Annotated in this window: 18 protein-coding genes and 1 pseudogene; 9 read left to right on the top strand and 10 right to left on the bottom strand. The window is 59.4% G+C overall.

What is annotated here, in order from left to right; all coding sequences use genetic code 11:
* The first annotated feature begins 466 nt into the window (after positions 1-466).
* From J2850_RS30890 to J2850_RS30865, 6 genes and pseudogenes are all read left to right on the top strand, one after another.
* The gene (locus J2850_RS30890; protein WP_209991171.1) at positions 467-679 is read left to right on the top strand and encodes a hypothetical protein; all 213 of its coding nucleotides are present in this window, start codon (positions 467-469) and stop codon (positions 677-679) included.
* Positions 680-1157: 478 nt separating this feature from the next.
* Entirely contained in the window at positions 1158-1397 is a 240-nt protein-coding gene (locus J2850_RS30885) for a hypothetical protein (RefSeq protein ID WP_209991169.1), read from the top strand.
* A complete protein-coding gene (locus J2850_RS30880; RefSeq protein ID WP_209991167.1) occupies positions 1372-1689 on the top strand; it encodes a hypothetical protein in 318 nt (105 codons plus the stop codon). The genes J2850_RS30885 and J2850_RS30880 overlap by 26 nt, the downstream gene beginning before the upstream one ends.
* On the top strand, positions 1667-1897 hold the full coding sequence (locus J2850_RS32405) for an HNH endonuclease (RefSeq protein WP_209991165.1): 231 nt from the start codon (positions 1667-1669) through the stop codon (positions 1895-1897). Before J2850_RS30880 ends, J2850_RS32405 begins: the two co-directional genes overlap by 23 nt.
* A 455-nt stretch (positions 1898-2352) precedes the next feature.
* Positions 2353-3283: pseudogene (locus J2850_RS30870) on the top strand (IS1380 family transposase); the annotation flags it as partial.
* Between the two features lie 401 nt (positions 3284-3684).
* Positions 3685-4200, top strand: coding sequence for an HAD domain-containing protein (locus J2850_RS30865; RefSeq protein WP_209991163.1), 516 nt, complete (start codon positions 3685-3687; stop codon positions 4198-4200).
* Between the two features lie 81 nt (positions 4201-4281).
* On the opposite strand, the gene J2850_RS30860 is transcribed toward J2850_RS30865, so the two are convergent.
* On the bottom strand, positions 4282-4956 hold the full coding sequence (locus tag J2850_RS30860) for a hypothetical protein (protein ID WP_209991161.1): 675 nt from the start codon (positions 4954-4956) through the stop codon (positions 4282-4284).
* 176 nt (positions 4957-5132) lie between these two features.
* Between J2850_RS30860 and J2850_RS30855 the strand changes: the two genes are divergently transcribed.
* The 3 genes from J2850_RS30855 (at position 5133) to J2850_RS30845 (ending at position 9276) form a co-directional block, all read left to right on the top strand.
* A complete protein-coding gene (locus tag J2850_RS30855) occupies positions 5133-6311 on the top strand; it encodes a hypothetical protein (RefSeq protein ID WP_209991159.1) in 1179 nt (392 codons plus the stop codon).
* A 343-nt stretch (positions 6312-6654) separates the two neighbouring features.
* On the top strand, positions 6655-6981 hold the full coding sequence (locus J2850_RS30850; protein WP_209991157.1) for a hypothetical protein: 327 nt from the start codon (positions 6655-6657) through the stop codon (positions 6979-6981).
* Positions 6982-7947: 966 nt separating this feature from the next.
* Positions 7948-9276 carry a replication initiation protein gene (locus J2850_RS30845; protein WP_209991155.1) on the top strand — a complete coding sequence of 443 codons (1329 nt, stop codon included), beginning with the start codon at positions 7948-7950 and terminating at the stop codon, positions 9274-9276.
* Here J2850_RS30845 and J2850_RS31975 read toward each other — a convergent pair.
* The 9 genes from J2850_RS31975 to J2850_RS30805 form a co-directional block, all read right to left on the bottom strand.
* Positions 9190-9687, bottom strand: coding sequence for a S16 family serine protease (locus J2850_RS31975; RefSeq protein ID WP_246513774.1), 498 nt, complete (start codon positions 9685-9687; stop codon positions 9190-9192). The genes J2850_RS30845 and J2850_RS31975 overlap by 87 nt on opposite strands.
* Before the next feature lie 1118 nt (positions 9688-10805).
* Entirely contained in the window at positions 10806-10931 is a 126-nt protein-coding gene (locus tag J2850_RS32175; protein WP_281415109.1) for a hypothetical protein, read from the bottom strand.
* A 499-nt stretch (positions 10932-11430) separates the two neighbouring features.
* Entirely contained in the window at positions 11431-14775 is a 3345-nt protein-coding gene (locus J2850_RS30835) for a Swt1 family HEPN domain-containing protein (RefSeq protein ID WP_209991153.1), read from the bottom strand.
* 5 nt (positions 14776-14780) lie between these two features.
* The gene (locus tag J2850_RS30830) at positions 14781-14939 is read right to left on the bottom strand and encodes a hypothetical protein (RefSeq protein ID WP_209991151.1); all 159 of its coding nucleotides are present in this window, start codon (positions 14937-14939) and stop codon (positions 14781-14783) included.
* A 9-nt stretch (positions 14940-14948) separates the two neighbouring features.
* Complete coding sequence (locus J2850_RS30825; protein ID WP_209991149.1) at positions 14949-17831, bottom strand: DUF1156 domain-containing protein; 2883 nt, start codon at positions 17829-17831, stop codon at positions 14949-14951.
* A gap of 4 nt (positions 17832-17835) precedes the next feature.
* Positions 17836-18606, bottom strand: coding sequence for a retron system putative HNH endonuclease (locus J2850_RS30820; protein ID WP_209991146.1), 771 nt, complete (start codon positions 18604-18606; stop codon positions 17836-17838).
* Positions 18603-19982, bottom strand: coding sequence for an AAA family ATPase (locus tag J2850_RS30815; RefSeq protein WP_209991144.1), 1380 nt, complete (start codon positions 19980-19982; stop codon positions 18603-18605). Before J2850_RS30815 ends, J2850_RS30820 begins: the two co-directional genes overlap by 4 nt.
* Positions 19979-23560 carry a helicase-related protein gene (locus J2850_RS30810; protein WP_209991143.1) on the bottom strand — a complete coding sequence of 1194 codons (3582 nt, stop codon included), beginning with the start codon at positions 23558-23560 and terminating at the stop codon, positions 19979-19981. The genes J2850_RS30815 and J2850_RS30810 overlap by 4 nt, the downstream gene beginning before the upstream one ends.
* Before the next feature lie 885 nt (positions 23561-24445).
* Positions 24446-24854, bottom strand: a 409-nt coding sequence (locus J2850_RS30805; protein ID WP_209991141.1) for a hypothetical protein, incomplete at its 5' end; no start/stop codon positions are given.

Below are 24854 nucleotides of genomic sequence, written 5' to 3'. Positions count from 1 at the left end.
TCCAACCAGCCTCGGATGGTGGGGATTTCTGTACAGGCCAGCGCCCCCCTCCATGGGGCGGTACGACTGGTCATACGAGGGTGGGCCGACGCTGATACTCTTGGACAGTGCTCCGTTTGATGTAAGTCCGTTCCGGTACATCTTGATTGATCCGCGCAACCACAAACAGAACCTATATGGTCGCCCCCCCGCACGTGGAGCCATTCTCGAAGACCTTTGGCAGCGGAACGCCGTCCGCCGCACCGCGCAGCTACCACTTATCGATGTCAAGGAGGAGCTTGAGGCGGCTCTCCACAGGCTTGCCGAGCACGAATAATACGAGGCACGCCGCGAGTTTGAACCGCTCCGCCCCATATTGGTGGAGAAATGGATCGCTCGACGGCGGCGGCGGGAACCCGGTTACGTGCCTGCTCGGAATACCATTTGGCATATGGTGGTGCTGACCACGATGAAGGAGCCAGCCGGAATGGACCACGAGGAAGTGAATGCCCAGCCCTTCTCCCGCACGCGCCGCTCCGTGCTGCTGCCGCATCGACGGAGGTTGATGTGGCAGTCGAGGCCCAAGCCACGAGTGTTCTGGCCGTGGATTTGGCAGGGCTGTGGTCGCCGATATCTGCAATTCTACCGGGTGACGCTACGCCATGTGCGCCTCCTCCCCGAAACCAACCGCTACAAATAGAAGGGGTCCGGCGTGCAAAGGCGACCAGGGACGGTTTTTCAGAACGCGCTCTGAGTGCAGCGGCAAAACAGCACGGCAGGTAACATATGTAATATCTGCTGTTCAATCATTCTGATGGAATTCTTAGTTCCGAGGGCGTGGCGCTGTTGAAGCGGGATTTCCTAGTCAGAGCCGGTGATAGTGCCAATCCCTCTCCTGCCTGCCGAGTTTGAGACCATCAACGATCTGCGTCTTCCGCAATCTCCCGCTCACCAAAAAGGAGGGGCTGGTGATCAGGAAGGCTTCTGCTGCGCGCATTGGGTTCGGCTACGCGCCTTCAAGTTAATGCCCATGCCCTCATACGCCGCCCCGATATCAAGAGCTACTCCGTAAAGGGGCTTCCGAGGCTAGGAGGTCCATGCGACCCTGCCTTGACAGGCGACGTAGGGTTCTGCTCGATCTTGCTTGATGGGGCAATCAGAAAAGCAAGGGGGACAGTATGAGCAAAAAGTTGATTCTTGAAATACTTGAGGAAAATGATGAGGTGATCGGCTACTCCGACAGCCGAATTGCTGTAAAAAAGACTAACGGGGATGTAGAAATCATCACCATCTATTTTGATGATCAGGGCGTACCAAGGGTTGATGAGCGGACGGTTGTTATCACCAGGAAATCCTCTAGGGGGAACAAGATTAGTATTCAGAACGTCACCAATGGCATCGAGGCTGGCTCTTTTTGAGGGTGAGAAAATGGCTTGTGCTAAATGCGGAGTAAGTGGACATAACTCTAGAACTTGTCCAGAAGCGCTGACCGCCGATGAAGACTATGCCTCCCCTGAGGATCGGGACTACGCTCTCTGGATCAAGTACGACAACCTTACACCGCCAGAGGCGGACAAACTTCTGCGCAACGCGATAGAGGCTAAAGGGGAAATTGCCCCGGAGGGGCGCGGCACTTTCGTCAAGGGGCCGCAGAAGGAACTGCCGGGCTTGATACAAGGAGCTGAGCATGAGTCAAAAAAGATCAGGTGAACACATAAATGCACAGAAGAAGGGAAAGGAACTTGATGCCAGCATGTGCTTATTATGTCAGAAGGTGGACAAGAGCAACCACGGCCATCATCTGATTTATCACTCAGAGGGTGGTAGTGCGTCAACAAACAACATTGTAACTCTGTGTCCGGAATGCCATAGAGACTACCACGCTGGAAGAATTAACGTAGATCTGGGACGGTTTTGACAAAATGGCCATCATGGCGGCACTGAGGCCACGCCTGGGCCGTGCAGTTCTGGGGGCAACTTCCTTGACTACGGCGGGACACAACAGGAGGGAAAAATGTCAGTGAGAAGGAACTCGAAGCAAGGGCTTACAATCATAAAGGCGGAAGGGGAAGATGCTCAAGAGTTTGCAAGAGACAGCCTAGGGTACGATGGATGGGAAAATGTGGCGTCTGCCACTGTCTACGAGCATACGTGGTCTGATTGGGATAATCCCTCAGAAATCACCCTCTATGACAGCAAGGGGGATGAGGTTTATGAAACCACAGTGCAGATGGGCAATCCTTATAAAATGCCGCCAAAGTTCTAGCCGGGAAAATTCATGAGGGTTGGCGGGTGTAGCGGCATCCGTTGAGCGGCCTTAGGATTTGGGTGCTGACGCCAACTCCTGTTGTTTCCGGAGCGCCCCCCCCCGCGATGGTTGATCATACTTTGCCGCTGCCCGGTCTTTCACCCCTGGCTGGAAAGCTGGTGATCAGGCGTTTTGATGGCGGGCGGCTGTCCTCCGATGGCGGGCTGGTGCTGCGGGAGTTGGAGAAGCGGCTGGGGATTGCCGATAGGCTGGCCGCTGTTGAGGACCCGCGCGATCCAACGCGCACCCCGTGCACTCGCTGGCGGCCATCATCGGCTTCCGCCTGCTGGCGATCGCGACGGGCTACGAGGACGCCAACGACGCCGACAGCCTGCGCCACGACCCGCTGTTCAAGATGGCTCTGGAGCGCCTGTCGTCCGAGCGCGACCTGTGCTCGCAAGCCACCATCTCGCGGCTGGAGAACCTGCCGGACCTCCTTACTCTGCTGCGCATGGGCCAGGCCATGGTCGATCTCTACTGCGCCTCGTTCCACCGGGTGCCCAAGCGCATCGTACCGGATGCGGACGACACCTCCGATGCGATGCATGACGGCCACCAGTTGCACCTGTTCAACGCCAATTAGGACGAGTATGACTTCCAGCCCATAGGTGTCATTAACGGCAACGGCCGCTTCGTCACCGCCGAGCTGCGTGCGCCCAGGCGGCCAAAGGAGACCGAGTTCCGGGCCTTCCTATACCACCTGCTCCGCGCCCTTCAGGCGAGCTGGCCCCACACCCAAATCCTGCTGCGTGCCGACGGCCATTAAACTTGTCCCGACGTGCTGGACTGGTGTCGTGCCGGAGGCATCGACTATGCGCTCGGTCTGCCAACCAGCCGTACGCTACGTCGTCATGTGACCGCGTAGGAGGCTAGTACCGCCGCTCGCCTCCAGGCCACACCCCGCACCCCGACAAGGTGCGCCGCTTCAAGAAGAACTACGACGGTGTCAGCACCTGGAGCGGAGTCCGCCGCGTTGTCGCGTGGTGCAATACAGGCTGCTGCTTAGAGTGTCCTGCTCTGTCGAAAGCCTCAGGCGGGAGTACCAAGGAGAACAAGGCGGTTGACATTGTAGACGACGCCTCGGAGCGACGATTGAGAACGTTACATGAGGTCGGTGCGGGTGAATAAAGCCTCGCCCCACCTTACGCCAGACGGGCTCGACACCGCCATCGCGGCTCTCGATACCGCACAGACGGCGGATGCCGTCTATCGCGGCTTAGTCTAGGCATTCGACTTTGCCATTCGTGCGGCCACAGTGTTTTCCATGATGGAATGAACAGTTCTGGATCACGGCGGAACGAACCTGCCCGTACCGATGGACGGGGGCGCGTTGCGCCAACCGAGTAGGCGTGAACGCATTCTTGCTTAGTCAACGACACTGACGCGGAAGATGATGAATGGGTATGAAGAATCATCCCACCTCGGGATTGCTGCGCCCGCTACTCTACCTCGACATTGATGGTACCCTCCTCCGTCGCCGGACCGGCATTGCCGGTCTTCGAGACGCTTACGAAGTTGATCCAGACGCGCACCGGTTCCTCACTTGGGCAGTGGAGCATTTTGACTGCCGGTGGTTGTCCACGCGCACGCATGCTGGAGACGCAGACGGAGCACGCCGCGCGTTTCGCCATGCCCTGGGCGTCTCCACGCTGCCTGAGGAATGGGCAGGCGTGTTCAGGCTGATCGCGGCGGTGGCTTGGTCAACCTCAAAAATTGAAGCTATCGACCTGGATCATTCGGCGGGGTGGTTCTGGATTGACGATGCTCCGGGCGCGGCAGACATCGCCGCACTGTCCGCCTTGAATGTCGAGGATCACTTGATCCGCATCAACGATCGGGACCAGAGACCGCTGATGCGCGTCAAGGCCGTTCTTGTGCATGGTTGTATAGGAACACCGTCCGTGCTGTCGTGAACAAAGCCGATGGGACAGACAGCGGATACCCGCTGTCGCCATGGTCGTCCACGCAGCGCTGCTGAGCGGCCTCAGCCCCGGTTACCTCCGGGGCGTTCGGCTCCCCATTTTTGTCATCCAACCGCATGGTTCCTCCGGGCGCGAAGCAAAGTGATTGGTCACACATCCGTTGATATCGAAGAGGATGGTCCGATCGTAGGTGTGACGCAGGGCGTAGCCGGTGACCGCGCCGAATGCCGTGACGTGGCCGTGGCATCTCTGGTGGTGCGCGCTCACCGACCGGCTGGCCCATGCGATGCGCTCGTTCAGGGTGGATTGTGCCACCTCGTCGGGAAGATCGATGCGCTTCAAGGCGTCATACGCCATGACCGCGACGAAGATCGGGTCCGGAATCCGGCGATCCGTCTCGACCAGTACGTACTGATGGAAGGTAGCGCGATCCCGCTCCTCGCGTTGTCGGGCCGCTCGCGCACGTGCAAGGGCAAGCTCCTCCTGCGTCGCCGCAACAGCTTGGTCAACAACCGCTTGGTCAATTCCGAGCCCGCTGGCGAGCTTGGGGATCAGCATCTGCTCTTCGCCCGTATCAAGGAGGAGATCGACCCGCCGCAGGCCCTTTGTGATGTTGGTGTAGCCGAGACGCCGGGCGAAATCGGCACGGCTCAGTCCCTGGCGGTTCATCTCAGCGAGAATCAACTGTCCAACGGCATACCGCGTGATTCGCAGCCCAGGGGTCAGCACCGGTCCTTTGCCCTTCATCGTGATCTCCTTCGCCCTGTGTGAACAGTCGGCACACGACGACGGTTGCCCGGAAATCGAAAGAGGGCTGCCGATGCGCTTAGATTGCTCCTTTGGCGTGCATTACGAAAGACACCCGCGCTGGCATTCAATGGGAACGGGTGGGTGCGCCTCATTCCAGCCAGGGAGCGCGAAATATGTTAACGAAGGTGGCGACTCAAAGCCAAGGGGGTAATCGCCACACCCGTTCTGGGCGGAAGCTGATGGTGATAGGGCTTCTCGCCACTGTCATCGCGGCGGGCTTCATCATGTACCTGAACGTCACGACCCGGCAACCAACCGACGATGACATCCGGGCCGATCTGATCGCAATGATCCGGGAAGCGGCACCACGCGAGCGGTTGGAGAAGGAGATCGCCTCTGCCCTGGATCAGGATGCACCCGAACAGGCAGAGGAGTACATCGAGGTCGCTGATCTGATCGGTGTGCCCATCGACCCAGCCCTTCGTGCGCGCTGGGCAGAAGAGACCTCCGGTTGGCGCGCAGCGGCGAGGACGACGAAACGCGCGGCAAAGGGCTTCGTGACCGGCGAGAGCGAGGACCCAGTTGGGATCGCCGCCGCCCTGGCGTCCGACCTCACTATGGTGGGCGACGTCCGCGATCTCGCAGGCCAGGCATCACGGATGATCAAGGGCGAGGCCGTGGACAAGTTGACGCTCGGGCTGTCCCTCGCGGGCGTCGCGATGACCGCTGGCACCGTCGTCACGGCGGGCGGCGCTCTGCCCGCCAAGGTGGGCATCTCCCTGGCGAAACTGGCCCGGAAGATGGGCAGGCTGACCGTCAAGTTCCAGGCGGAATTTGGACGCCTCGTGTCCAAGGCAGTCAATATGCCTGGCTTTCGCGAAGCCGTTCGCGACATATCTTGGTACCGGGTTGATGAACTCGCTTCAGCGGCTCGCCGCCATGCCGCCGCCGTCAACACCAACGAGGTGCAGAAGGTGCTCACGTCCGTGGGCGAAATCAGCAAGGTGACCACCCCCGCCAAGGCACTCAGGGTTCTGAGCCATGTCGATGATGTGAATGATCTCCAGAACGCCGAACGCGCTGCCAAGGTGCTTGGGAAGCCTGTGAGTGGGGCGTTGCGGCTCACGGGGAAAAAGGTGCTGGCGACCGTGGCTCACGCCACAAAGATTTCGGCAGCAATGATCGGCGCAGTGATCGCCGCTGTTCTTGGCGCTCTGTCGTTCCTGTTCGGGGCATTGACAGCGCTGATCGCAGTTCTACGGCTCGGAAAGCTTGCTAGGTGGATCTTCCGAAACACTGTGGGCCGTCTCTTGCGTCCGCGAGCGCGGGCTTCGTCGGAAGGAATAAGCTAAGGGACGGTTTTCGGAACGCGCTGAGATGGTTGGCGGCGATGAAGACGACTGCCACGGTGAGCAGCGCGAGTATGATCCGTCCTTCTGCTCTATCCATGATCCGAGCGTTGTTGACGGGTAGCCAGGCGCTGCCGTGTGTATTCCGTCTACGGACCTGTTGGAACGTCTATCTGTCGCGGGGAGGTCGATACGGACAGCTACGCCGGGACTCTGACGAACGCCGACGATGTACACCCCGGCGTCATACCTTTCTGCCATTAGCACGCGGGGGAAGGTTGGCGGCCACCTCAGTGAGGAGGGTGAACATCGTGCCGCAATGCTGACTACGATGAAGGAGCCAGCCATGATCGACCGCGAGAACGTCAACACCCAGCCTTTCACCCGGACGCGCCACCACGTACTGCTGCCGCATCGAGGCAAGCTGGTGTGGCAGTTTAGGCCTAAGCCGCGCGCTTTCATGCGTTGGGCATGGCACGGCTGCGGTCGCCGTTACCTGCGCACCTACTCGGTGACCCTGCGAGGGCAGTGCCACCTTGAAATCAACCGTTGCAAATATCTCAATTTGGCTGAGGTGATTGTCGATCCGCCTTGGGTGAGATCCCTGGTCTGCTCGCATAAAGAGAAAATTGTAAAGATAGCCACTGCGAGCTGGGCCGCGGTACAGGAATGACGCGAAAGCTCATCCGCAGGAGGAACGCCGTGACGCGGGCGGCGCGGAACTTCACGAACATGACGATGCTGCTAGTGCTGTGAGTGGCCGCCGTCCCCCGCTCACGCCGATAAGGCCATTACACTCGCCCTCCTGCTCGACCTCTACACGGCCTAGCGCGGGGCAGCGTTGCCTTGCCATGCGCTGGATCAGTACGACGGCCAGCGCATCACGCTCACCCAGCACAAGACTGGGGTCGCCAGCGCCATCACCGCCATAGATGTCCTACGCGACGCACTGGACTGGCATCCCCGCTGAGACGAGCACATCCTGATAGCTGAGATCCGCTCCTGCTAGTCCGGCGCTGAACGAAGTGGTGCTGGGCCGCTATGATGCGCATAAGCGCGTCCACTTCCTCGGCAGGTCGCGGCAAGCTCATGAAACCAGCGTGTTCACTGCGACACCGTTGTCCGACCACAACGGTTGCCAAATAGTGCAGGTGGTAGCCGAGGGCCTGCTTCAAGGCCATCCTCCTGCTATAGGGAACGTTCGCATCTGGATGCAGGAGGCATTCCGCAGGTGCAGTTGAGTGTCCTCAGGGAACAGGACTATTGACGTTCTATGATACCTCTACTCGCATGATGCAGAACATACCACAGATTGGCATTCGGACAATAACAGGCCGCATCGATGAAAAAAAAGTTAAGAATATATTTCGAAAGAGAGGAGGTCTTCTTCGTCACGAAGAATATGTACGCGACTATGGTTCTTGCTCATAGGGATAATTCGCATCATTTCAAGGTAAAAATGTTCTACTGGTTCATAGTGCTTGTGCATACCTAAGGTGTAACCTCTGGAATCGTGATGTGCTTCACGCTGAAGTGGGATGTGGCCTGTGAGTGTTTCGTATCCTCAAAGGAGGAGCGGCACCAGGCTTTGCGCTGCTAGTAGGGAGATGGTTCCCCTTGGATCTGACGAGTGTTGTTCATGCGTAAAAAAGATGGTGCCTGCCCGCCTTTTAGAACCCGGTGCCCAGAAATCAGGCCGGTTGTGGAGCGGTTCAATAAAAAACTATTCGCAATGCCATGGTGCGATAACAAAGGAGACGCTTCCCCTTACAAGCGCCCGAAGCGGGAGGCGATAAAATTTGAGCGGATACAGCCAAATGGGCCACGCTGGATTCACTATCTGTGTGTGGACATTGATCGGCCCTACCCGTGCTCTGAAGGCGTGCCCAACCTCACGATCCTGGAGGCGATGGACTTCGTATTACCGCCGAATTTGGTGGTTATGAATTCCCAGACAGGCAAAGCTCATTGGATGTACGAATTGGCAAGACCAGTATGGGAGGACCCCAACAAACCTCAGCCGAAGCCGGTACGTTTCATGAAGGCGGCGCAGTCCGGTCTCGCCAACAATTTGCACAGAATCGGCGCTGATCGTAGCTTTACAGGTTTCATGGTTAAGAATCCTTTCCATCCTCGCCACGAGGTGTTTTCGTTTCGGGAGAAGCCCTATGATCTGTGGGAGTTCTCTGAAAATCTCGACCTTACCTACGCGGCCCGGCCAACCGAAGGCAATGGTCGAAATACTAGGCTCTTCGAAGCTCTGGGGGAGTGGGCGCGGCGAAACCGCCATACCTTCGACACGAGGAGCGCTCTTGAAGCGGCTCTTCTGGATGAGGCGCTTGATGTGAACAATGGATTCCCTACTGCGCTCCCCTTCAGCGAAGTGCGGTCTGTTGTGCGAAGTGTGGGAAAGTACGTCTGGGAGAGGTGGGACGGACGATACCGTGGCGTCATGAACCTAGATTCGACACTTCCACTTGTGGAGCGACAACGGCTCGGCCAAGCGCACGTATGTCAGATGCGCCGAGGGCGAACCCAAGACCGCCTCATCTCCACGTACCGGTCAATCTATGAGGAGCAAGGACGGTGTACTCAAGCTCTGGTGGCGGAACGCAGTGGTATCGGGCTGCGGACAACCAAGAAGTATTGGAGCGAGGTGCTTCGTGTTGGATTGACCTCGGAAGACCGACAGGGGTTGCCATGTCATGATATAACGAACATGGTCGCGGTAACAGCAAAAGTGACACAGCCTGGAACAGGCGGGGTGCTCGTTGCAGACTCTAGTGGTTCCGAATTTGCTTCTGCGGTGCATCCTCATTCAAGCTTTTCTGGTCCAATGGTCCTGTTCCCTGAGGACACTCAATTGCACCTTTTTGGGCGGTCACTGGGTGGGCTGCGCTTGTATGTGAAGGCCAATCCTTGGGTCTTGGTCCAAAGCATCAATGACGATGAGCGCTTGGCAGCTTAACCGTGCGATGCAGACGGGTCTTCGGTGATGGGCCAGATAATGAGTGCCTGACCTAAGGTGCTCGGCGGGTCCGTTAGGTCCGTCTGTCTCACCTGGATCAGTCCACGCCAAGCGCCTTGAACACCGCGTCCACGGGATCGCTAAAAATGACGTCCGGAAGTTCGTGAAGAGTTCCGCCGGAATGGTGGCGATGTCGGCGGCGCTCGACATGGGAATCAGGATGCGCATGGCCCCAGCGTCGAAAGCGACCTGTAGGCACTCGGCCAGGCTCTCTATCGGAATGACGCTGCCGCCCAGGCTTATGTCGCCGAGCACCACGATCTGACTTTGCAGCAGCTTCTGGAGGATGCCTGACGCGAAGGCGATGAAGCTGGCGAGCGTGATGGCCCTTGGCGTGCCCGTAGTGTGCATCTCCACCACATGGAGGTGGTAATCGTAATGCCCCGGCCTTGGCCGAACGGCTCGCCCGCTGCACGTTTGCCTTCAGGAAGTCGATGGCTACACGCACCGCCTCTGTCGCTGCCGAGTTCGATTCCAGACCGGAAGTGATCAGCTTGCCGTTCCCAGCGGTAAGCTGAGTTTGCAGACGGTGGAGGTCCAGGTGACCGCTGGTTCCCGTGATTACGGCGTGCAAGATGCCCGGCTTAAGCCGTCCTTCGGGAATTATCTTGCCGCCACCTAGGTGCCCATGGGCGATGACTATAACGTGTTCAGTGGAATTGAAATTTTTCTTTGAGAAGAAATAAATAATATTCTCGATGAGTACGGTATTCTGCTTGATAAAGATGATCCGGTGCGTATCTAAGTAGTAAGATGTGAGTTGGCCTGGACCAAAGAAGCAACCCCCTCGAACAAGGGGGCTACATAGAAGTACACGCCGCGTCCCATCTATAAATGACAACAGACAGCGTTTGGCAATGAAAGGACGGCATAGTGTTTTTGAATGATGAGGAAGTCTATCATGTGGATAGACTATGCAAAATGGCGATCAGAGGTCGCGGAAGCAAGAGTCGGCAGACGCTAACAGATGCAACGTTCGACGATGTACGGCTACCACATTGTGTGTTGGGAGTAGCTTTCCCAATGAACCGGAACGATGATGTTCTTGCTTTGGATAGGACGGAGCATGATCTGCTGGTGACCACAGTCTCACTAGGCGGAGTGCCGGAATTTTGTGCGTACTTGGATGGTCTAATCATTCTCGGCGCACGCGGAATTTGTGCGAACCGTTTCGATAACGGGGATCTTGTTAGCGTCGTTTCGAAAGTACACTTTCGCGCTTCAAAACGCGAAAGATCTTATCCGTTGCATATCCTTGATCTTGTAGCGGTTCACACGTACGCAGATGCCGCGAGGCTACGCGTGATTGAGAGGCGCTAGGCATCATGAGTCTCTTCGGTCGATCACCGACAAGGCCGATACTTACGACGCTGAGACCAGCGAACACCTTTCCCTGAGGACCCGATCATCCATTCCGAGCGCGGACGTGCCCTCACCCTGGCCTCGGTGGTGCGTTTCTTCTTCGACCTCTACAGGACGCTTGGGTTCACCGGCTGCGCGCCCCACTCGGGCAGGCGCACCTTCATCACCCACGCCGCGCTCAAGGCGTCGATGGTCGGCGGTTCGCTGCGCGAAGGATGGAGCTTGTCGGGCACCGCTCCGTTCAAACCACCAGCGGCTACATCGAGTCCGACACCGAGGCTAAGCGCAAGCTCGTCCAGATGGTCTGCGCGCCGTTAGCCCCCTCGACATCCGGCCATGGTCGCGCCTGGCAGCGCCTGTCGTCCAAGTCGCGTGAGGTGGTCGACTTCGGCGGTAAGGAGTGTGGACAGGAAGGAGGGTGGTCCCCCATGGTTCCAACATCCCTCTATAATATTATTAGGAATGCGGACAAACTGGGGGTCCCATCCGCCCTCCCGATTCGAAGGCACTGAGACGCTCCGATTTTCTACCCTTGCCACCGTCCCAACGAAGTTCCGCCGTGATCGCGCCGAAGTCTCGCTGGGCGAAGGTGCGCCCGACCAGAACGCGGACAATGGAGAAGCCCCTCGCCCGCCCTCGGTCAGCCTTGCAGTGTTACAGCTCGATCATCGCACGCTGCCACTGTTCGAACATCTCGCCACCGGTATCTAAGACGGCGAGGGCTATCCAGGTCTACTCTTCCTCAAATCCTTGGCTGGTAAACTTCAATGTCCGGCAATTCTCCGTTACTGTCCGCACCAAGTGGTCGGATGCGCCGTCGGGCAGGTGGGCTTCGATCTCCAAGGTTACGGTCACCTCACTACCGACAACGCCAACCAGGTGGGCAATAATCTCGTTGGCGATTTCACCGGCATCCCGGCCCGCCCGCATGGCGTTGAGCGAGACGGTGCCGTGAAAGCGGCGGAGCGGACGCGAGGTGACAGGGCCGGATGTACTCCCGTCCCCAGCCGCTCCGATTAGCGCGCCGCTGCCTGACGACTCTCCCGGAGTGCCGCCGGTTGTGCCTGCCTGAGGAATTGCTGCGGCTTCCGCTGCCTGCTGGGCCTGTGCCACCTCGGCCTTGACCAGAAGGCCGTTTAGGTTGTCGGGAGACAGGGTAAGCTGCTTGCCGCAGCGCAGCCCGCGGTACCGCTTCGCCGTCTCGTCATAGCTGTCGGCATAGGCGAAGGAATCTTGGCTCCACAACAGCAGCCCCAGGCCGTCCTGGACGGCGGCGGTCAGCACCGACGAATCCTTCAAGCGCGGCAGATAAACATAGCGGGCAAAATCCTCGGCCAGTTGCCGGATGCTGACATGATCGCCGCGCCACAGGGGAATGCGGTCCAGTTCCATGCGCAGCCGGGTTCCTGCCAGCGACGGCACCAGAAGCTCCTCGTTGCGCAGCTTCTTGGATGCCCGCACGGCCAGCGCGTCCTGGCCGGACAGGCGCAGCGCCTGCCATTCCACGGCGGCCTGGGGTGAGGTCTGCACCGGCACCAACAGCCACTGATAGGCTTCCGGCATCCGCGCCGCCACCGTGCTGTCCGCCGATTTCATCTGGGTCTCGGCTTGGCGCACCTGATGGGGGTCCAGGTTCAGTTCCACCTTCTCGTCCAGGATGGAGGCCCAGGCCACATAGCGGCGCATCGCCTCATCCAGATCCTGCAAGCGGGTCTGATCGACGGCCAGGAAGGCGAGGGTGTTGCGGAACAGCCGCGGCGAATTACCGCGTGATTCCAGAATGGCCTTGGCCGCCGCCTCGGCCTTATTGGCCGCACCCTTGCTGTAGGGGAAATCGGTGGACAGAACCACCAGCCGGGCGTCCACGTCGTCGGGAACGTCGGCGCCGGATTGCGGTAGGGGGTGGACACGGCAGAAGTCGCCCATGGATTTCAGGTCGGTCCGCAACCGCCTCTCGATCTCGGTCACCACTTTGTCGGGGTTGCGCTTCAACTGCTCGGCCCGGTCCTCAGCCATTTTGGTGACTGTGGGCTGTGTCGAATACCAGTAGCGCACGCCGTCTTGGTAGAGGTAGGTGGCCGCCGTGGCGAGCCGCCGCAGCGCGTCGCCGAACAGCGATGGCGCTTCGCCGGGCATGACGCAGCCCAGCTTAATGCGGCGGTCCTCAATGCCGCGGTTGGCCGCCGTGGAAGTGGGGGCCGATCCCAGATAGAGGGTACGCGCCACCCGACGTGTGGCAGCGAACTTGCCCAGGTTGGGCACGTCGCCGTCGATGCGCAGAGGCAGGGCGCTTGGGCCGTCCACGTCCTTCTCGATGATCGGCTTCCAGGTGTCGGATAGGTAGCGGGTCAGTTCGTCTCGGACGCGGGGATCGTCAATGGGCAGGTTGCCCGGCATGATCATGGGATTGCGATCGCCCTTCTCCCACAGGCTATGGATCACCGCCGCCATCAGGCGCAGCACGCCGCGCGTGCGCTGGAACTTGGGTTGGGTGGACCAGTCGGTGTAGAGGCGGTCGAACACCTCGGGATGGATGGGATAGGCGGCTCGAAGGCGGTTCTCGTAGTCGGAATCCCGGCATTCCGGTGGGAACTCCTGATGCTGCCCTTGATACAAATCGTGGAACTTCCGCGCCACCGTATCGCGGGACACGAATTGGGACCTCTCGAGCAGCGGCTCGAACAGGCGGCGGCGGACGATCTCGAAGCCTTCCTCGGTGCTGGCCGGTGCCCACGAGGATTCCACACGGCCGATGACGTTACGCAGACGGGCCAATGCGGCGCGGCCCCGTTCGCCACCCACTTCCTCGTCGTCGCCGACGGCATGGGGCGAGGTAGCCATGTCCGAAGCTGGAAGGCTGATCACCAGCAGGCAGTGCTTAGCGAGCTTGGCGGCTTCGGTCAGGGCCTGGGCGAAGGTAAAATGGGTCTCGAAGCTGCCGCCCGGCAAATCGGGATCGTCGTGAAGCTGCCGGGCATAGGCCACCCATTCGTCGATCAGGATCAGGCTGGGGCCGAACTCGTTCATCAACTCGCGCAACACGTCGCCGGGGCTGGTAGCACGTTCATCATCGGCTTGTACCCGGGCGTAAGCCTTGGCCCCGCCAAGCTGCCAAGCCAGTTCACCCCACAGCGTCCGCACCACGGTGCCGTCGGGTTTCACGCTGGGATTGCCGGGGGAAATCTTGTTTCCCACCAGCACCACCGGTGCGATCTTTTCTGGCAGTTTGGTGATTTCGGCCTCAGCCAGGAGGGCATCGACGCCCAGCAAGTCGCTTGGCGGGGTGCCGGAGACCAGATGATAAAGCGCCAGCATGGAATGGGTCTTGCCGCCGCCAAAATTGGTTTGTAACTGCACCACCGGGTCGCCGCCCTGCCCGGACAGCCGCAGTGCCGCCCCCTTCAGCAAAGTCTTCAGGCTTTCGGTCAGATAGGTGCGGCGGAAGAACTCAGCCGGGTTGCGGTATTCGTCCGAGCCCTCACCCAGGTGCACCTGCCACAGATCGGCGGCGAATTCCGCCTGCTGATAGCGACCACTGGCCACGTCACGGTGGGGGGCCACCACCTCGCGCCACGGGGTCAGGCTGCCGGTGACTTGGCTTTCAACGGCGGTTCCCGCGCCCTTGCGCCGCTCGGATCGGGCCTGCTCCTCGAAGATCAGGCGGCGCAGCTCCATCTTCATCCTGCTCACTTCGTCCGCCTGGGAGGCGGAAACAGCAGTCAGCAGACGGGAGATGGAGTCGAGCGCTCGGTCGGTATCGTCGCCAGAGAACGGCTCTTGGTGCGCCCATTTGTTGCGATGGCCGCGGATTTCACCCACCAGCCCCCGCTCGGCGGGGCCGAGGGTGTTGCGGAACACCTCATTCCAGGCTTCCCACATCAGCTTCAGCAACAGTGCGGCGTCCCATTGGGTGATCGGCCTGTTGCGGGCGAGCGGGTCGTCGGCGAAGGCGCGCACCGCCGGAACCTGGATATTGCGCTTCAACGCGGCCTCGATCTCGCGTTCGACGAACGGCCCCAATCCAGCCTTGAGGAGGTCGAGCGCCTTGGCAAGGCGGTCCTGGTTGGTCATCGCCATGATGGTCAGTCCGTGGGCAGAAGGGAGAGCAGCAGGGGAAGGTCCACATCGCTGCTAAGGTAATTGATGACCTTGAGCGTCGAGCCGAACGAGGCCAGTTGCCGGATGCGGTGGTGGCAGACTGAGGCCAGGGCGGGATCGTCGGGGAAGAGGCGGTTGGGCATAGCTCCTCCTTACAGCAGTTCGCCTTGGCCGGGCGGCTCGGGTTGCACTTCGCGGGACAGGCGCAGGATTTCCGGCCAGCTTTGCACTAAGCCGTTGTAGGACATGGCCTCCGCCGCCCGCTTCTTGCGCTCGCACATCGTGTAAAGGCGGTAGGCCAGTTCGCGCCCCACCTCGGCCTTGCTGCCCAGGGCTGCCACCAGTCTAGCCGCCGCCGTTTCTCCGTCCGCCTCCAAGACGCGGATCAGGTGGTGGACCGTCTCCCATACGGTCAGGCGGGGATCGGTAGTGGGGTTCCAGTCTGCGGGCAGGTCGACGGGGCGGAGCAGGCGTACCTTACCGGGCTTCACTGAAACGATACCCGCCTCGGCTAGACCAGAGACGCTTGTAACCTTAGCCTTCGAGAGAACCTCGGCCTCCCCATAGGGGCCATCGTTGAAACCGACCTGATCAAACCAAGTTAACGCCCATCGGGTGTCAGCATCGAAATCGCCTTCCTGTTCGGCTAGGGCAACGTCAAGCACCTCATTGATCAAGGTGAGGGCTTCGCGCACAGAAACTGGCTTTCCTGCGGCGTCCACCACCTTGCTATATTGTGTATAGACTGCCATTCCCGGGCCAATGGCTGATTGCGCCAAGTCAACAGGGGCAATGTTGCCGCGCTGAAGGTGAGCAAGTGCTTTGGGCAAATCTTCCTTCAGCACGGTCAAAAACTCCCGGAGTGTCACTGTTCGGGCGCTTTCGGGGCGTTTTCGGCAAACCAGGACGATGCTTGATGACAACATATTGGCTTTGATGCCAATAACCTTGTTCGCAAGTTCAGTACGCATGGGCCAAGTGCCGCTGATGGCAAATCCGGCGCGGATGACGGCATCCAGGAAGGTTTCCCATCCGGTGCTGCTGGTGCCCACATCGCTGGCGGTTTCCGACTGCTTAAAGGCGTAATAGATAGTGGTCGGGAAGGCGGGATGGGCTTGTTCGGCCAGCCGGTGCATGGCCGCCGTCATGCCAGTCAGGAAGAATTCTTCTGCCGCTTCCTTGCCGCCATGGCGATAGGGGGTCGCTACAAGCTCCTCGGCCTTGGGCACCGCCAGGGTGGAGAATAGGCTGGGGAAGACCGGACGCAGAGTACGACGCAGCCAGACATAGAAGAAGTCAGACAGGTCAGCGTAGCCGATATTGTCGTAGTAGGGCGGATCGGTGGAGACGATGGCGTCCTTTGAGCAGGCTTGCGTCTGCGCATCATTTTGAAAGACTATCGCGGGAACGGTCGCCATCGTTCCATCCAGTACTCGCATCATGTTTTTCAGAGACACGAGTGGGTCGCCCGCCATACCGCCGAACGCATTTGCCTCCGAGTAATCCCAAACCATTGGTAGCGATTGACGACCAAAGGTGGCGATTGACTGGTCCATTGTCGTTTTCCACCGGCACAACGAGGATTGGGCATCAGACATTTTGCTGATGGACATCCCCAAATACACCGATACAGCGTCGGCATAGGCGGTGGCTCCGGTACCGCCGTCGGCCAATGGTTTGCCGTCGTCGAGGTGTCTGACGGCCAGGGCGTCGGATTTAATCCGCTCCCGTGCCTCCTGTACCAAATCCGAAAACGTCGTCAGCGCCACCAGTTGGCGGGGCGTGAACAGGTCGCCGTAGGTAGTCAGGCCATACTGAACGGTCCAGAAGTTGCGCGGGTCATTCGGCAAACTGGTTTCCGGCTTCCAATTGGGTACTGCTTTGGTCGCCAAGTTCTCCATTTCAACGGTGGGCGATAGATAGATGCGGCCACGGTCTCCTTCGGCAACAATCGCCATCAGCCGCGCCCCCATCCGCCCGGACTGGCCTTCTCCCTTGATGTAGTCGGGCGTGATCGGCGAACCCGACATAACACACTGAAAATTGGCCCCCCGTCCCAACTTGGTGCCGTTTTTCGTCGCCTCGGCGTCCCTCGGCTTACCGACTTTGACAGCGAAGCGATAGCCGCCACTCTCGATCATCGGCTCGACGAAGGCATCCTTGCCCGTCTTGGTGGATAGCATGAAGGTGGAAGCCAGCGGCACATCCACGTCACGGAAGGCGGGGTTCGGGCTTTTCACCGTGCGCGCCCAAAGCCAGGCGATAACGGTCAACTGGCGGCCAAGCAGCGGCCTTAAGTCGGGCCGTTCGGCGGCCATGGATTCAGTGATCTCGATTTTGGGATACAGGTGGCCGATGCGCTTTTCCGCCTCGTTCCGCATCCATTGGCCGTAATAGCGCACGTCCTCGGCCAGCCCTTGCGCCCCTTTGCCGTTCCATATGCCGCCGCGCGCCAACTCCTTTCGTGATTGCGGATTGACCGGCGGCTGCCCGGCGAATTTGGGCGGGATTTCGATCATCGCCTTGTTGATCAGCACCGACACCGGGTTGAGATCGGTGGCGTGCGCCTTCAGCCCCAGCCGCTGCGCCTCCAGCGGCAGCGCGCCACCGCCCGCGAAGGGGTCGTGGAAGCCGGGCAGCACATGACGGTCGAACAATTCCTTGGCGCGCGGATGGTCGGCGTTCTCGGCGCAGGCCCGTCGCCAGCTTTGCCAGATCTCGGCGCGGGCCTGTTCCAGCACCGCCTCATTGGTGGTGTTCTCCCACTTCACCATTGCCTTGATGATCTCGAAAAGGCGTTCGCGTTCCTTTTGCTGCGCATTGGGCGTGGGGAACAGGTCAGGCCACGACGACGGGTCATCCACCATCTGCGCGAAGATTACCGCCCGCGCTGCCGCCAAAGGCCGCCGCGCCCACCACAGATGCAGCGTGCTGGGATGCCCATGCCGGATCGACTTTTCCCGCGCGCTCTCCTGGTTGATGGCCTCCAGCGGTAGGGCGACTTCGATGAGCTTCTTGCGGGTTCTGACCGGCATGACACTAACCTTGATACGGAAGGGAATTCAGATGCGTTTCAGCGACCATACCAAACTGCCACCGGAGAAGGGTGAAGAAGCGCGGCCAGCGATGCCCTGCGTCTATGGACAAATGACGAGCCGCGAACTGCCGCTGTTTTTCAACCTTCTGTTCCATTGAGAACGAGGATTCCCGCAGCTTCTTGAGCGTCGACTCAATCGGGCGATAGACGGACAGTCGCGCCTCTGCCAACCGCTGGCAGTTCAGATTGAAAACGTCAATAGTTCTCTGAACCTTCTCGATCGGTATCCCCGCCTCTTCGCATCCATTTTCATCAGGAACAATTCTGATTTCGTTCGGGTTTTGCTCAAATCGGAAGATGCGTGGAAACAACGGCACTTCTTCCGGAGAAAGAACATGCCCATCGACGATGTCCTTTGTTTTGTTTTCGTCGCAACTCCTGTTGTCGGGCAGTGGGGGGCGGTAAAAGGCCGGATCGTTATGATGTGTCTGTGTTCCGCCTTTGCAGGCGAGCCAGAGGTTCTCCCACTTCAGAGCCCAGTTGACAGTTCCTGCATGGTCGCTTTTGGGATGGAAGTGAGCAATCTGCTCGTTGTCGTCGGTCAGTGAAAGCTCGCAATAGGCGCACAGACCACCCTGATCGCGCCGCGTCGCGTCGCGAATGTCACCATAGCAAGCATGATCGCGAAGCTCGTCCCACTTAGCCTGCGGATTGGCCGCACGGAACTCGGTCAGCTTGGGTGGCTCCGGGGTTGATTTCCGGCAATGCTTCACAGGCCCAGCTCCTTTTCCCAAAGTCGGTTCTTGATCGTGGTTTCGGCTTCGATAAGAGTCGGATCATCCGGTCCGATCTGAGACATCAGTTCCTGACATTTTGCGCCCGCAGCTTCCAACTCTCCCCGATTGATCAAGGCAAAAAGTTCGTAGATCGCCTCCGCGTTCGGGTTGTCCGGCGGGCGTCCATCCGCTCCCATGACTTGGCGCATGATTTGCTGGCTCTCGGCGCCGTAGGTGCTGCCATTAGGCATGTGGAGCTGTTGATCTTTGATGATTGTAATGTTGCGACGATGTACCGTGGTCAATACCTGTGGGCTGTGGGTCGTCACAATGATCTGCGTGTTGGGGAAGACATCCTGTAGGTTTGGAATGATCCGCTGCTGCCATTTCGGATGCAGGTGCAGATCGATCTCATCGATCAGCAGAATGCCGGGCGCCTCCAGCGGATTGTCCCAGTTCGGATGAGCCAGAGCGAGCCGTCTTGAGAAATCGAGGACGATTCCCAAAAGGTTCCGGTACCCATCGCTGAGCTGTGTCAAAGCCATGGACCGTGGGGCACCACAGCCATTTTCAAATTCCACCATTAAACTCGGAGGGTTTTCATTAAAAAATATCCTTTTCACATTCTCCAATGTCTTAGAGATCGCTTGGCGAATAGCCTTGAGATCAGGGTATTGGAAATTCTGGATCTCTTGAGTTTTCAGTTTTTCACGCAACTCCTGGTTTTCACGCAAATAGAACCACTGGCACATGGACTGATAGCTTGAGCCAGCGTCCATAGCGTCCTTGAACGCCAGCTGCCGCTCCAGCCTGAGTTTGAAGATATCGCCAAGGGGCGGCATTTCAGATATCCGGCGGGTTGCTCTGTAATAGGCAACAACAGGGAAGGCAATCAGCGCCTTTTCCTCCCTTCGTGCCGCATCCCAAAGTGATTTGAAGTAGCTGTTGAGATCGTCCGAACCACCCGATGAATAATTGAAATCATTTGGTGGCGCATACCGGATGAAGTCCTGCCACACGAGAGCAGGATGGCCCTCCAACCGTTCTGCCGTCATGAAGCCGGTAACCGGGTAAAAGTCGGTCGCCCAGGCTCGGAAAAGAACATGGTCCTTCCGCCCGGACATCTGATCCGATGCTCCAGGCGCAATGTGGATGTCGGACGGGCGAAGGGCCGTCTGCTGAGCCTGCCGCTGCCGTTTGCCGCCACCGCCATTCGCCGCCACGACGTCATAAAGCGCGATCGCGATAGCATCCAAGATGGTGGTCTTGCCTGCGGCGTTCACGCCGACCAGGACATTCACATCGGGCTGAAGCGATACCGTCAGGCTCTCGAAACAGCGAAAGTTGGTGATCTCGATCCTGGATAGTTTCATGATGGCTTACCCGCTTTCGCAATCAATTCGGCAAAGCTGTAGTTCACACTGGTGACGCCGAAATCCGGCTCACGGCTGAACGGCTGGCGGATGTAGTGGACACGGTGGCCTGGGCCGTCGAACTCGATCACCGCCAGGATGAAGTCGTCGGGCTTGTTCAGCGCGGTTAGGATTTCGTTGCGGGTCACCGTGATGGTGTCGGCGCCGGTGACGCGCCCCTTCACCTCGATGAAGCGCAGCCTGCCGGTGCCCGGCACCCGGCTTTCGATGTCATAGCCCAGGCGGTCGAATTCCCGGTCGGTAGGGTCGAAGCCGAGACCTCGTTCGATCTCCATGACGATGGCGCGTGCCATCGCCGCCACAGCCATGGTGTCCACCATCGCTGCCGCCATAGGCGCGGACTTGCCGGTCATCGCCGCGATCAGCCCGGCTGGGACGACGAGCAGGCCGCCTAGCGCCACCGGCGGCAGCGGCGCCATCTGGCGCTCCTGGCGAATCTCGTCCAGACGCTTTTCCAGCCGGGCCTGGAGGGCATCGGCGCGCTTGCGGGCCTCGCCCGAGTTCAGGTTCGCGTTCGGCTTCCCGGCCCGCTCCTGGAGCTTCAACTGCTCCGCTCGATGATCCCAATAGGTGATTTCCTTGGTCAGCCGGTCCTTCACCGCCGCCTCGGTCTTCGCCAGCAGCGACAGCTTGCGCTCCCGCACCTCGGTCAGATGCTCGGGCACCACATGGGCGATGGCGTGACCGAGCGCCTGCCGCTCCAGGTCCGGGTGAATCCAGGCACACTCCGGTCGGGCGAGGATGGCTTCGACCCCAGGCTCATCCGCCATGAGGGGGCGGAAGTCGAGGTAGGGGGCGTAGTTGATGTGCCGGGCTTGTCCGGCCTCATCAATTTCCACGTAGAGCAGGCGCTTGGAAATCAGGCGGCGGTCGCCGCTGCGGGTGAGCGCTCCGTCTTGGAGGGCGCTTTCCATCGTGAATAGGACGCGCGGGTTCGTGCCTGGATCACGCTCATCCACGAGAATGGTACCCCGGCGCAGCAGGTCGCGGTGCCGCTCCAGGGTCAGATCAATCACCGCATCGAGCAGCGGGTGGCCGGGGCAGACAAAGGCGGCAAGGGTCTGTCCCTGAGGTGCTACCAACGCCTTCTCGAAGGCAATCCGCTCATAGCGGGGCAGAATCGGTTCTCCAATGCCAATCAGACGGTCGCGGTTGCGGATAGGCGCTGGAACATGTTTCACCTCGTAGCGTCGCGGTTCACGCTGTTTGATGGTGCCTCCAAGACGCCGGAAACCCTCGATGAAGAAGGATTCGATGTAGTGGGGTTGGAGACGCCGCGCTTCGGCCCGTTCCATTTCCTCACGGATGCGATAGACCCGGCTGGCGTCCATCGAGTCCTGGGCGAGGACCTGATCCTCCAGCAGGTCTTGCAGGTGTTCACGCTCCACCGAGTTCTCAATTACCCGGTTCAGGCGGTCGCGGACCTCCGGTTGCTCGCCGTAGCGGATGGCCGAGATCAACAGGTCGCGCAGGGGCATCCCATCGAATTGAAGCTTGCCGAGCACGTCAAAGACCTGCCCGCCCAGGGACTTGCGGGCCTGTTCCAGCTTTTCCAGCAGCTTGCGGTACACATCCCCCTCGCGTGTCTCCTCCGCCACAAGGTTCCACAGGTGGCAGACCTCGGTCTGGCCGATGCGGTGAATGCGCCCGAACCGCTGCTCCAACCGGTTGGGGTTCCAGGGTAGGTCGTAGTTGACCATAAGGTGGGCGCGCTGGAGGTTGATGCCCTCCCCCGCTGCATCAGTGGCGAGCAGAACACGCACTTGAGGATCGTGTTTGAAAGCCTCCTCGGCCTTCTTGCGCTCTTCCCGGCCAAGTCCGCCATGGATGCACACCACCGCCTCCCGCCGTCCGAGCAGCGAAGAGATGCGAGTCTCCAGGTAAATCAGCGTGTCGCGGTGTTCCGTGAAGATCACCAGCTTCTGGTGCGGTGACGGCGTGGGTTTGGCGATCTCAGGGGAACCGGCGTCGTAAGGCGCCTGTTCCGCGGCGAACCCATTCGAGATGACAACTGGCGTGAAGATTTCTGTCAGCAGGCTGGCGAGTTCGCGCCACTTCCGGTCCTCACCCGACCGGCGGATGGAGGACGCCAGAGCTTCAAGCCGCTTGAGCGTGTCGATCTCAATCTTCAGTTCGCCAATGCTGCGGGCGGCGGTGGCCTGATCGAGGATTTCCTCCTCGGCGGCCTGGACCTCGTTGTCGGGGGCATCGTCCAGGTCCTCCACGTCGTCGGCGTCGAGCATCCGGCCCACCGACAGCACATTGCCGACCTCCCCGCCACGTTGCATCACCTCCAGTTCCCGAAGGCGGCTTTCCAGCCGCTCCCGACGACGGCGAAGGGATTGATAGATCGCTTCCGGCGACGAGGCGAGGCGCCGTTGCAGGATGGTCAGCGCGAAGCCAACCGTCCCGGCTCGTTTGTCATTTTCCAGTGCATCGGCGCGGTTGAACTCTTCGCGGACGTAATCGGTGACCTCCTGGTAGAGCCGCGCCTCGGCGTCAGACAGCTTGTAGGTGACGGTGTAGGCAACACGTTCCGGGAACAGCGGCTTCCCGTCGAACTTCAGCAGCTTCTCCTTGACCATGCGCCGCATCAGGTCGGACACGTCGGCGGTGTGAACACCGTCGCGGAACCGCCCCTCGAACCGGTCTCCGTCGAGCAGGGCCATGAAAAGCTGGAAATCCTCCTCCTTGCCGTTGTGCGGCGTGGCTGACATCAGCAGGAAGTGCCGCGTGAGCGAGGACAGCAGTTGGCCGAGGCGGTAACGCTTGGTGTACTTGATCTCGCCACCGAAGAAGGTGGCCGACATCTTGTGCGCCTCGTCGCACACCACCAGGTCCCAGCGGCAGTCCGGGGCTTGCAGCTTTTGCTGTACGTCCTCGTTGCGCGACAGCTTGTCTAGCCGGGCAATTACTAGGTTGTTCTCCAGGAACCAGTTGCCGGTGCGCGCCGCTTCGAGTTTGTCGTTGGTTAGGATTTCGAACGGCAGGTGGAAGCGGCGGTAAAGCTCGTCCTGCCACTGTTCGGCTAGGCTGCCGGGGCAGACGACCAGGCAACGCTGCAAGTCGCCGCGCGCGATCAACTCCTTCATCAGCAGCCCGGCCATGATGGTCTTGCCCGCGCCGGGGTCGTCGGCCAGGAGGAAGCGCAGGGGCTGGCGCGGCAGCATCGACTCGTACACTGCGGTGATCTGATGGGGGAGCGGCTCGACCACCGAGGTGTGGACCGCCAAGACCGGATCAAACAGATGGGCGAGACGGATGCGCTGGGCCTCGGACACTAGACGGAAGAGGTCGCCCTCGCCATCAAAGCTCCACGGCCTGCCAACCGTCACCACCTCGATTCGAGGTTCGTCGTGCCGATAGAGCAGTTCGTTGGCGACACGACCTTCCGGGGTTTTGTAGGTTAGTTCGACCGCCGCCAATCCGTGCCACTGCACGCTGACCACCGTCACCAGACCGTTGGGCAGGATGCCACGCACCGAAGCGTTGGGTGTCAGGTCTTCAAGCGCCGCCATGGCCGTCCGACTCCTTCCGTGGTCGATGGTCACCTCCACCGCGCCCTAGTGCAATGCAAGCTTTTGGTTGCGTCTCTCGCGCGATAACCCCGCGTAAGTACCTACTACTTTCTATCGGATTCGGGTGGTTTGGATCAAGCAATGGGAGGGACTAGACCCCAGAGTGGGGACTAGCGGCATGCCTGACTGCCTCGCTGTCGTGCCGACGCTTTGCACTGGTGCGGTGGCCTGAAGACTGTAAAAGCCCCTACCATCAAGGGGATGCTGGAACCTGCATGGATGCTGGGGCGTTTGCTCGGCTCGTTCCGGTATAACAACCACACGGCACTCGATACTTCCACCAATTCCGCCATATGCAACGATTGAGGAGTAAGAAGATAAACCTTTAGGTTAACTTAATTTAGCATATTGATAAAATTTTCGCCATGCTGATTTTTCTTCTTGTCATTAGCTGTTAATGCCAGTCGGACGAAATTGTTGGTGGAAGATTCGGAGACTTAAAAGAAATGTTGGTGAGTTAAACGCTCTAACACAATATGCATTGGATAATCAGATGTGTGATTTGGTCATCAATCGTGCGAGAAATGTTGAGGCCAGAAGTGGTTAGAAATACCTCAGCGGGGGCGCCGCTTCACTAGGACTGCGTTAGTAATAATGCAAATACAACTATTATTCTGGAGCGCCGATATGTCAGTAGACTGGATGCCGCACGCCGCAATACTGTTATCAATCGGCATAGAAAATCTTTCACTTTTAGCTGGCATTGCTTACATAGTATTGATGATCGTATTGTTGGCTTTCGCACTTGCGTCGTTGCATGGCGCTTTTTTTGGAGAATTAAGCGGTTTTGAATGCATTGTCGTAATTCTTGGTATAATACTTGCTTCAGCGGCAGGTGCTCTGGTCATCGGAGTAATCGATAAAGTCGTAGGATTCATTTACGAATATTTTTTGTATATTTTTGGTATCCTCGTTGTCATTGGGGTAGTTATTTGGCGAGGCATCGCTAAAGAAGCTAAGCTCAATGCCGAACGGGAGAAACGTATGCGCCAGGAACGTTCCCAGCGTGAACGGGAGCAACGGGAGCGCGCCCAACGCGAACAGGAAGAGCAGGAGCAGCGGGAACGCGTCCAACGCGAACAGGAAGAGCGGGCGCAGCGGCAGCGCGCTCGGCGCGAGCAGGCGGAACGGGAGCAACAGGAGCGCGCCCAACGCGAACAGGAAGAGCAGGAGCAGCGGGAACGCGTCCAACGCGAACAGGAAGAGCGGGCGCAGCGGCAGCGCGCTCGGCGCG

Source organism: Azospirillum picis (assembly GCF_017876115.1).
Classification (GTDB): domain Bacteria; phylum Pseudomonadota; class Alphaproteobacteria; order Azospirillales; family Azospirillaceae; genus Azospirillum; species Azospirillum picis.
This window is presented reverse-complemented; position numbering and strand designations above follow the sequence as displayed.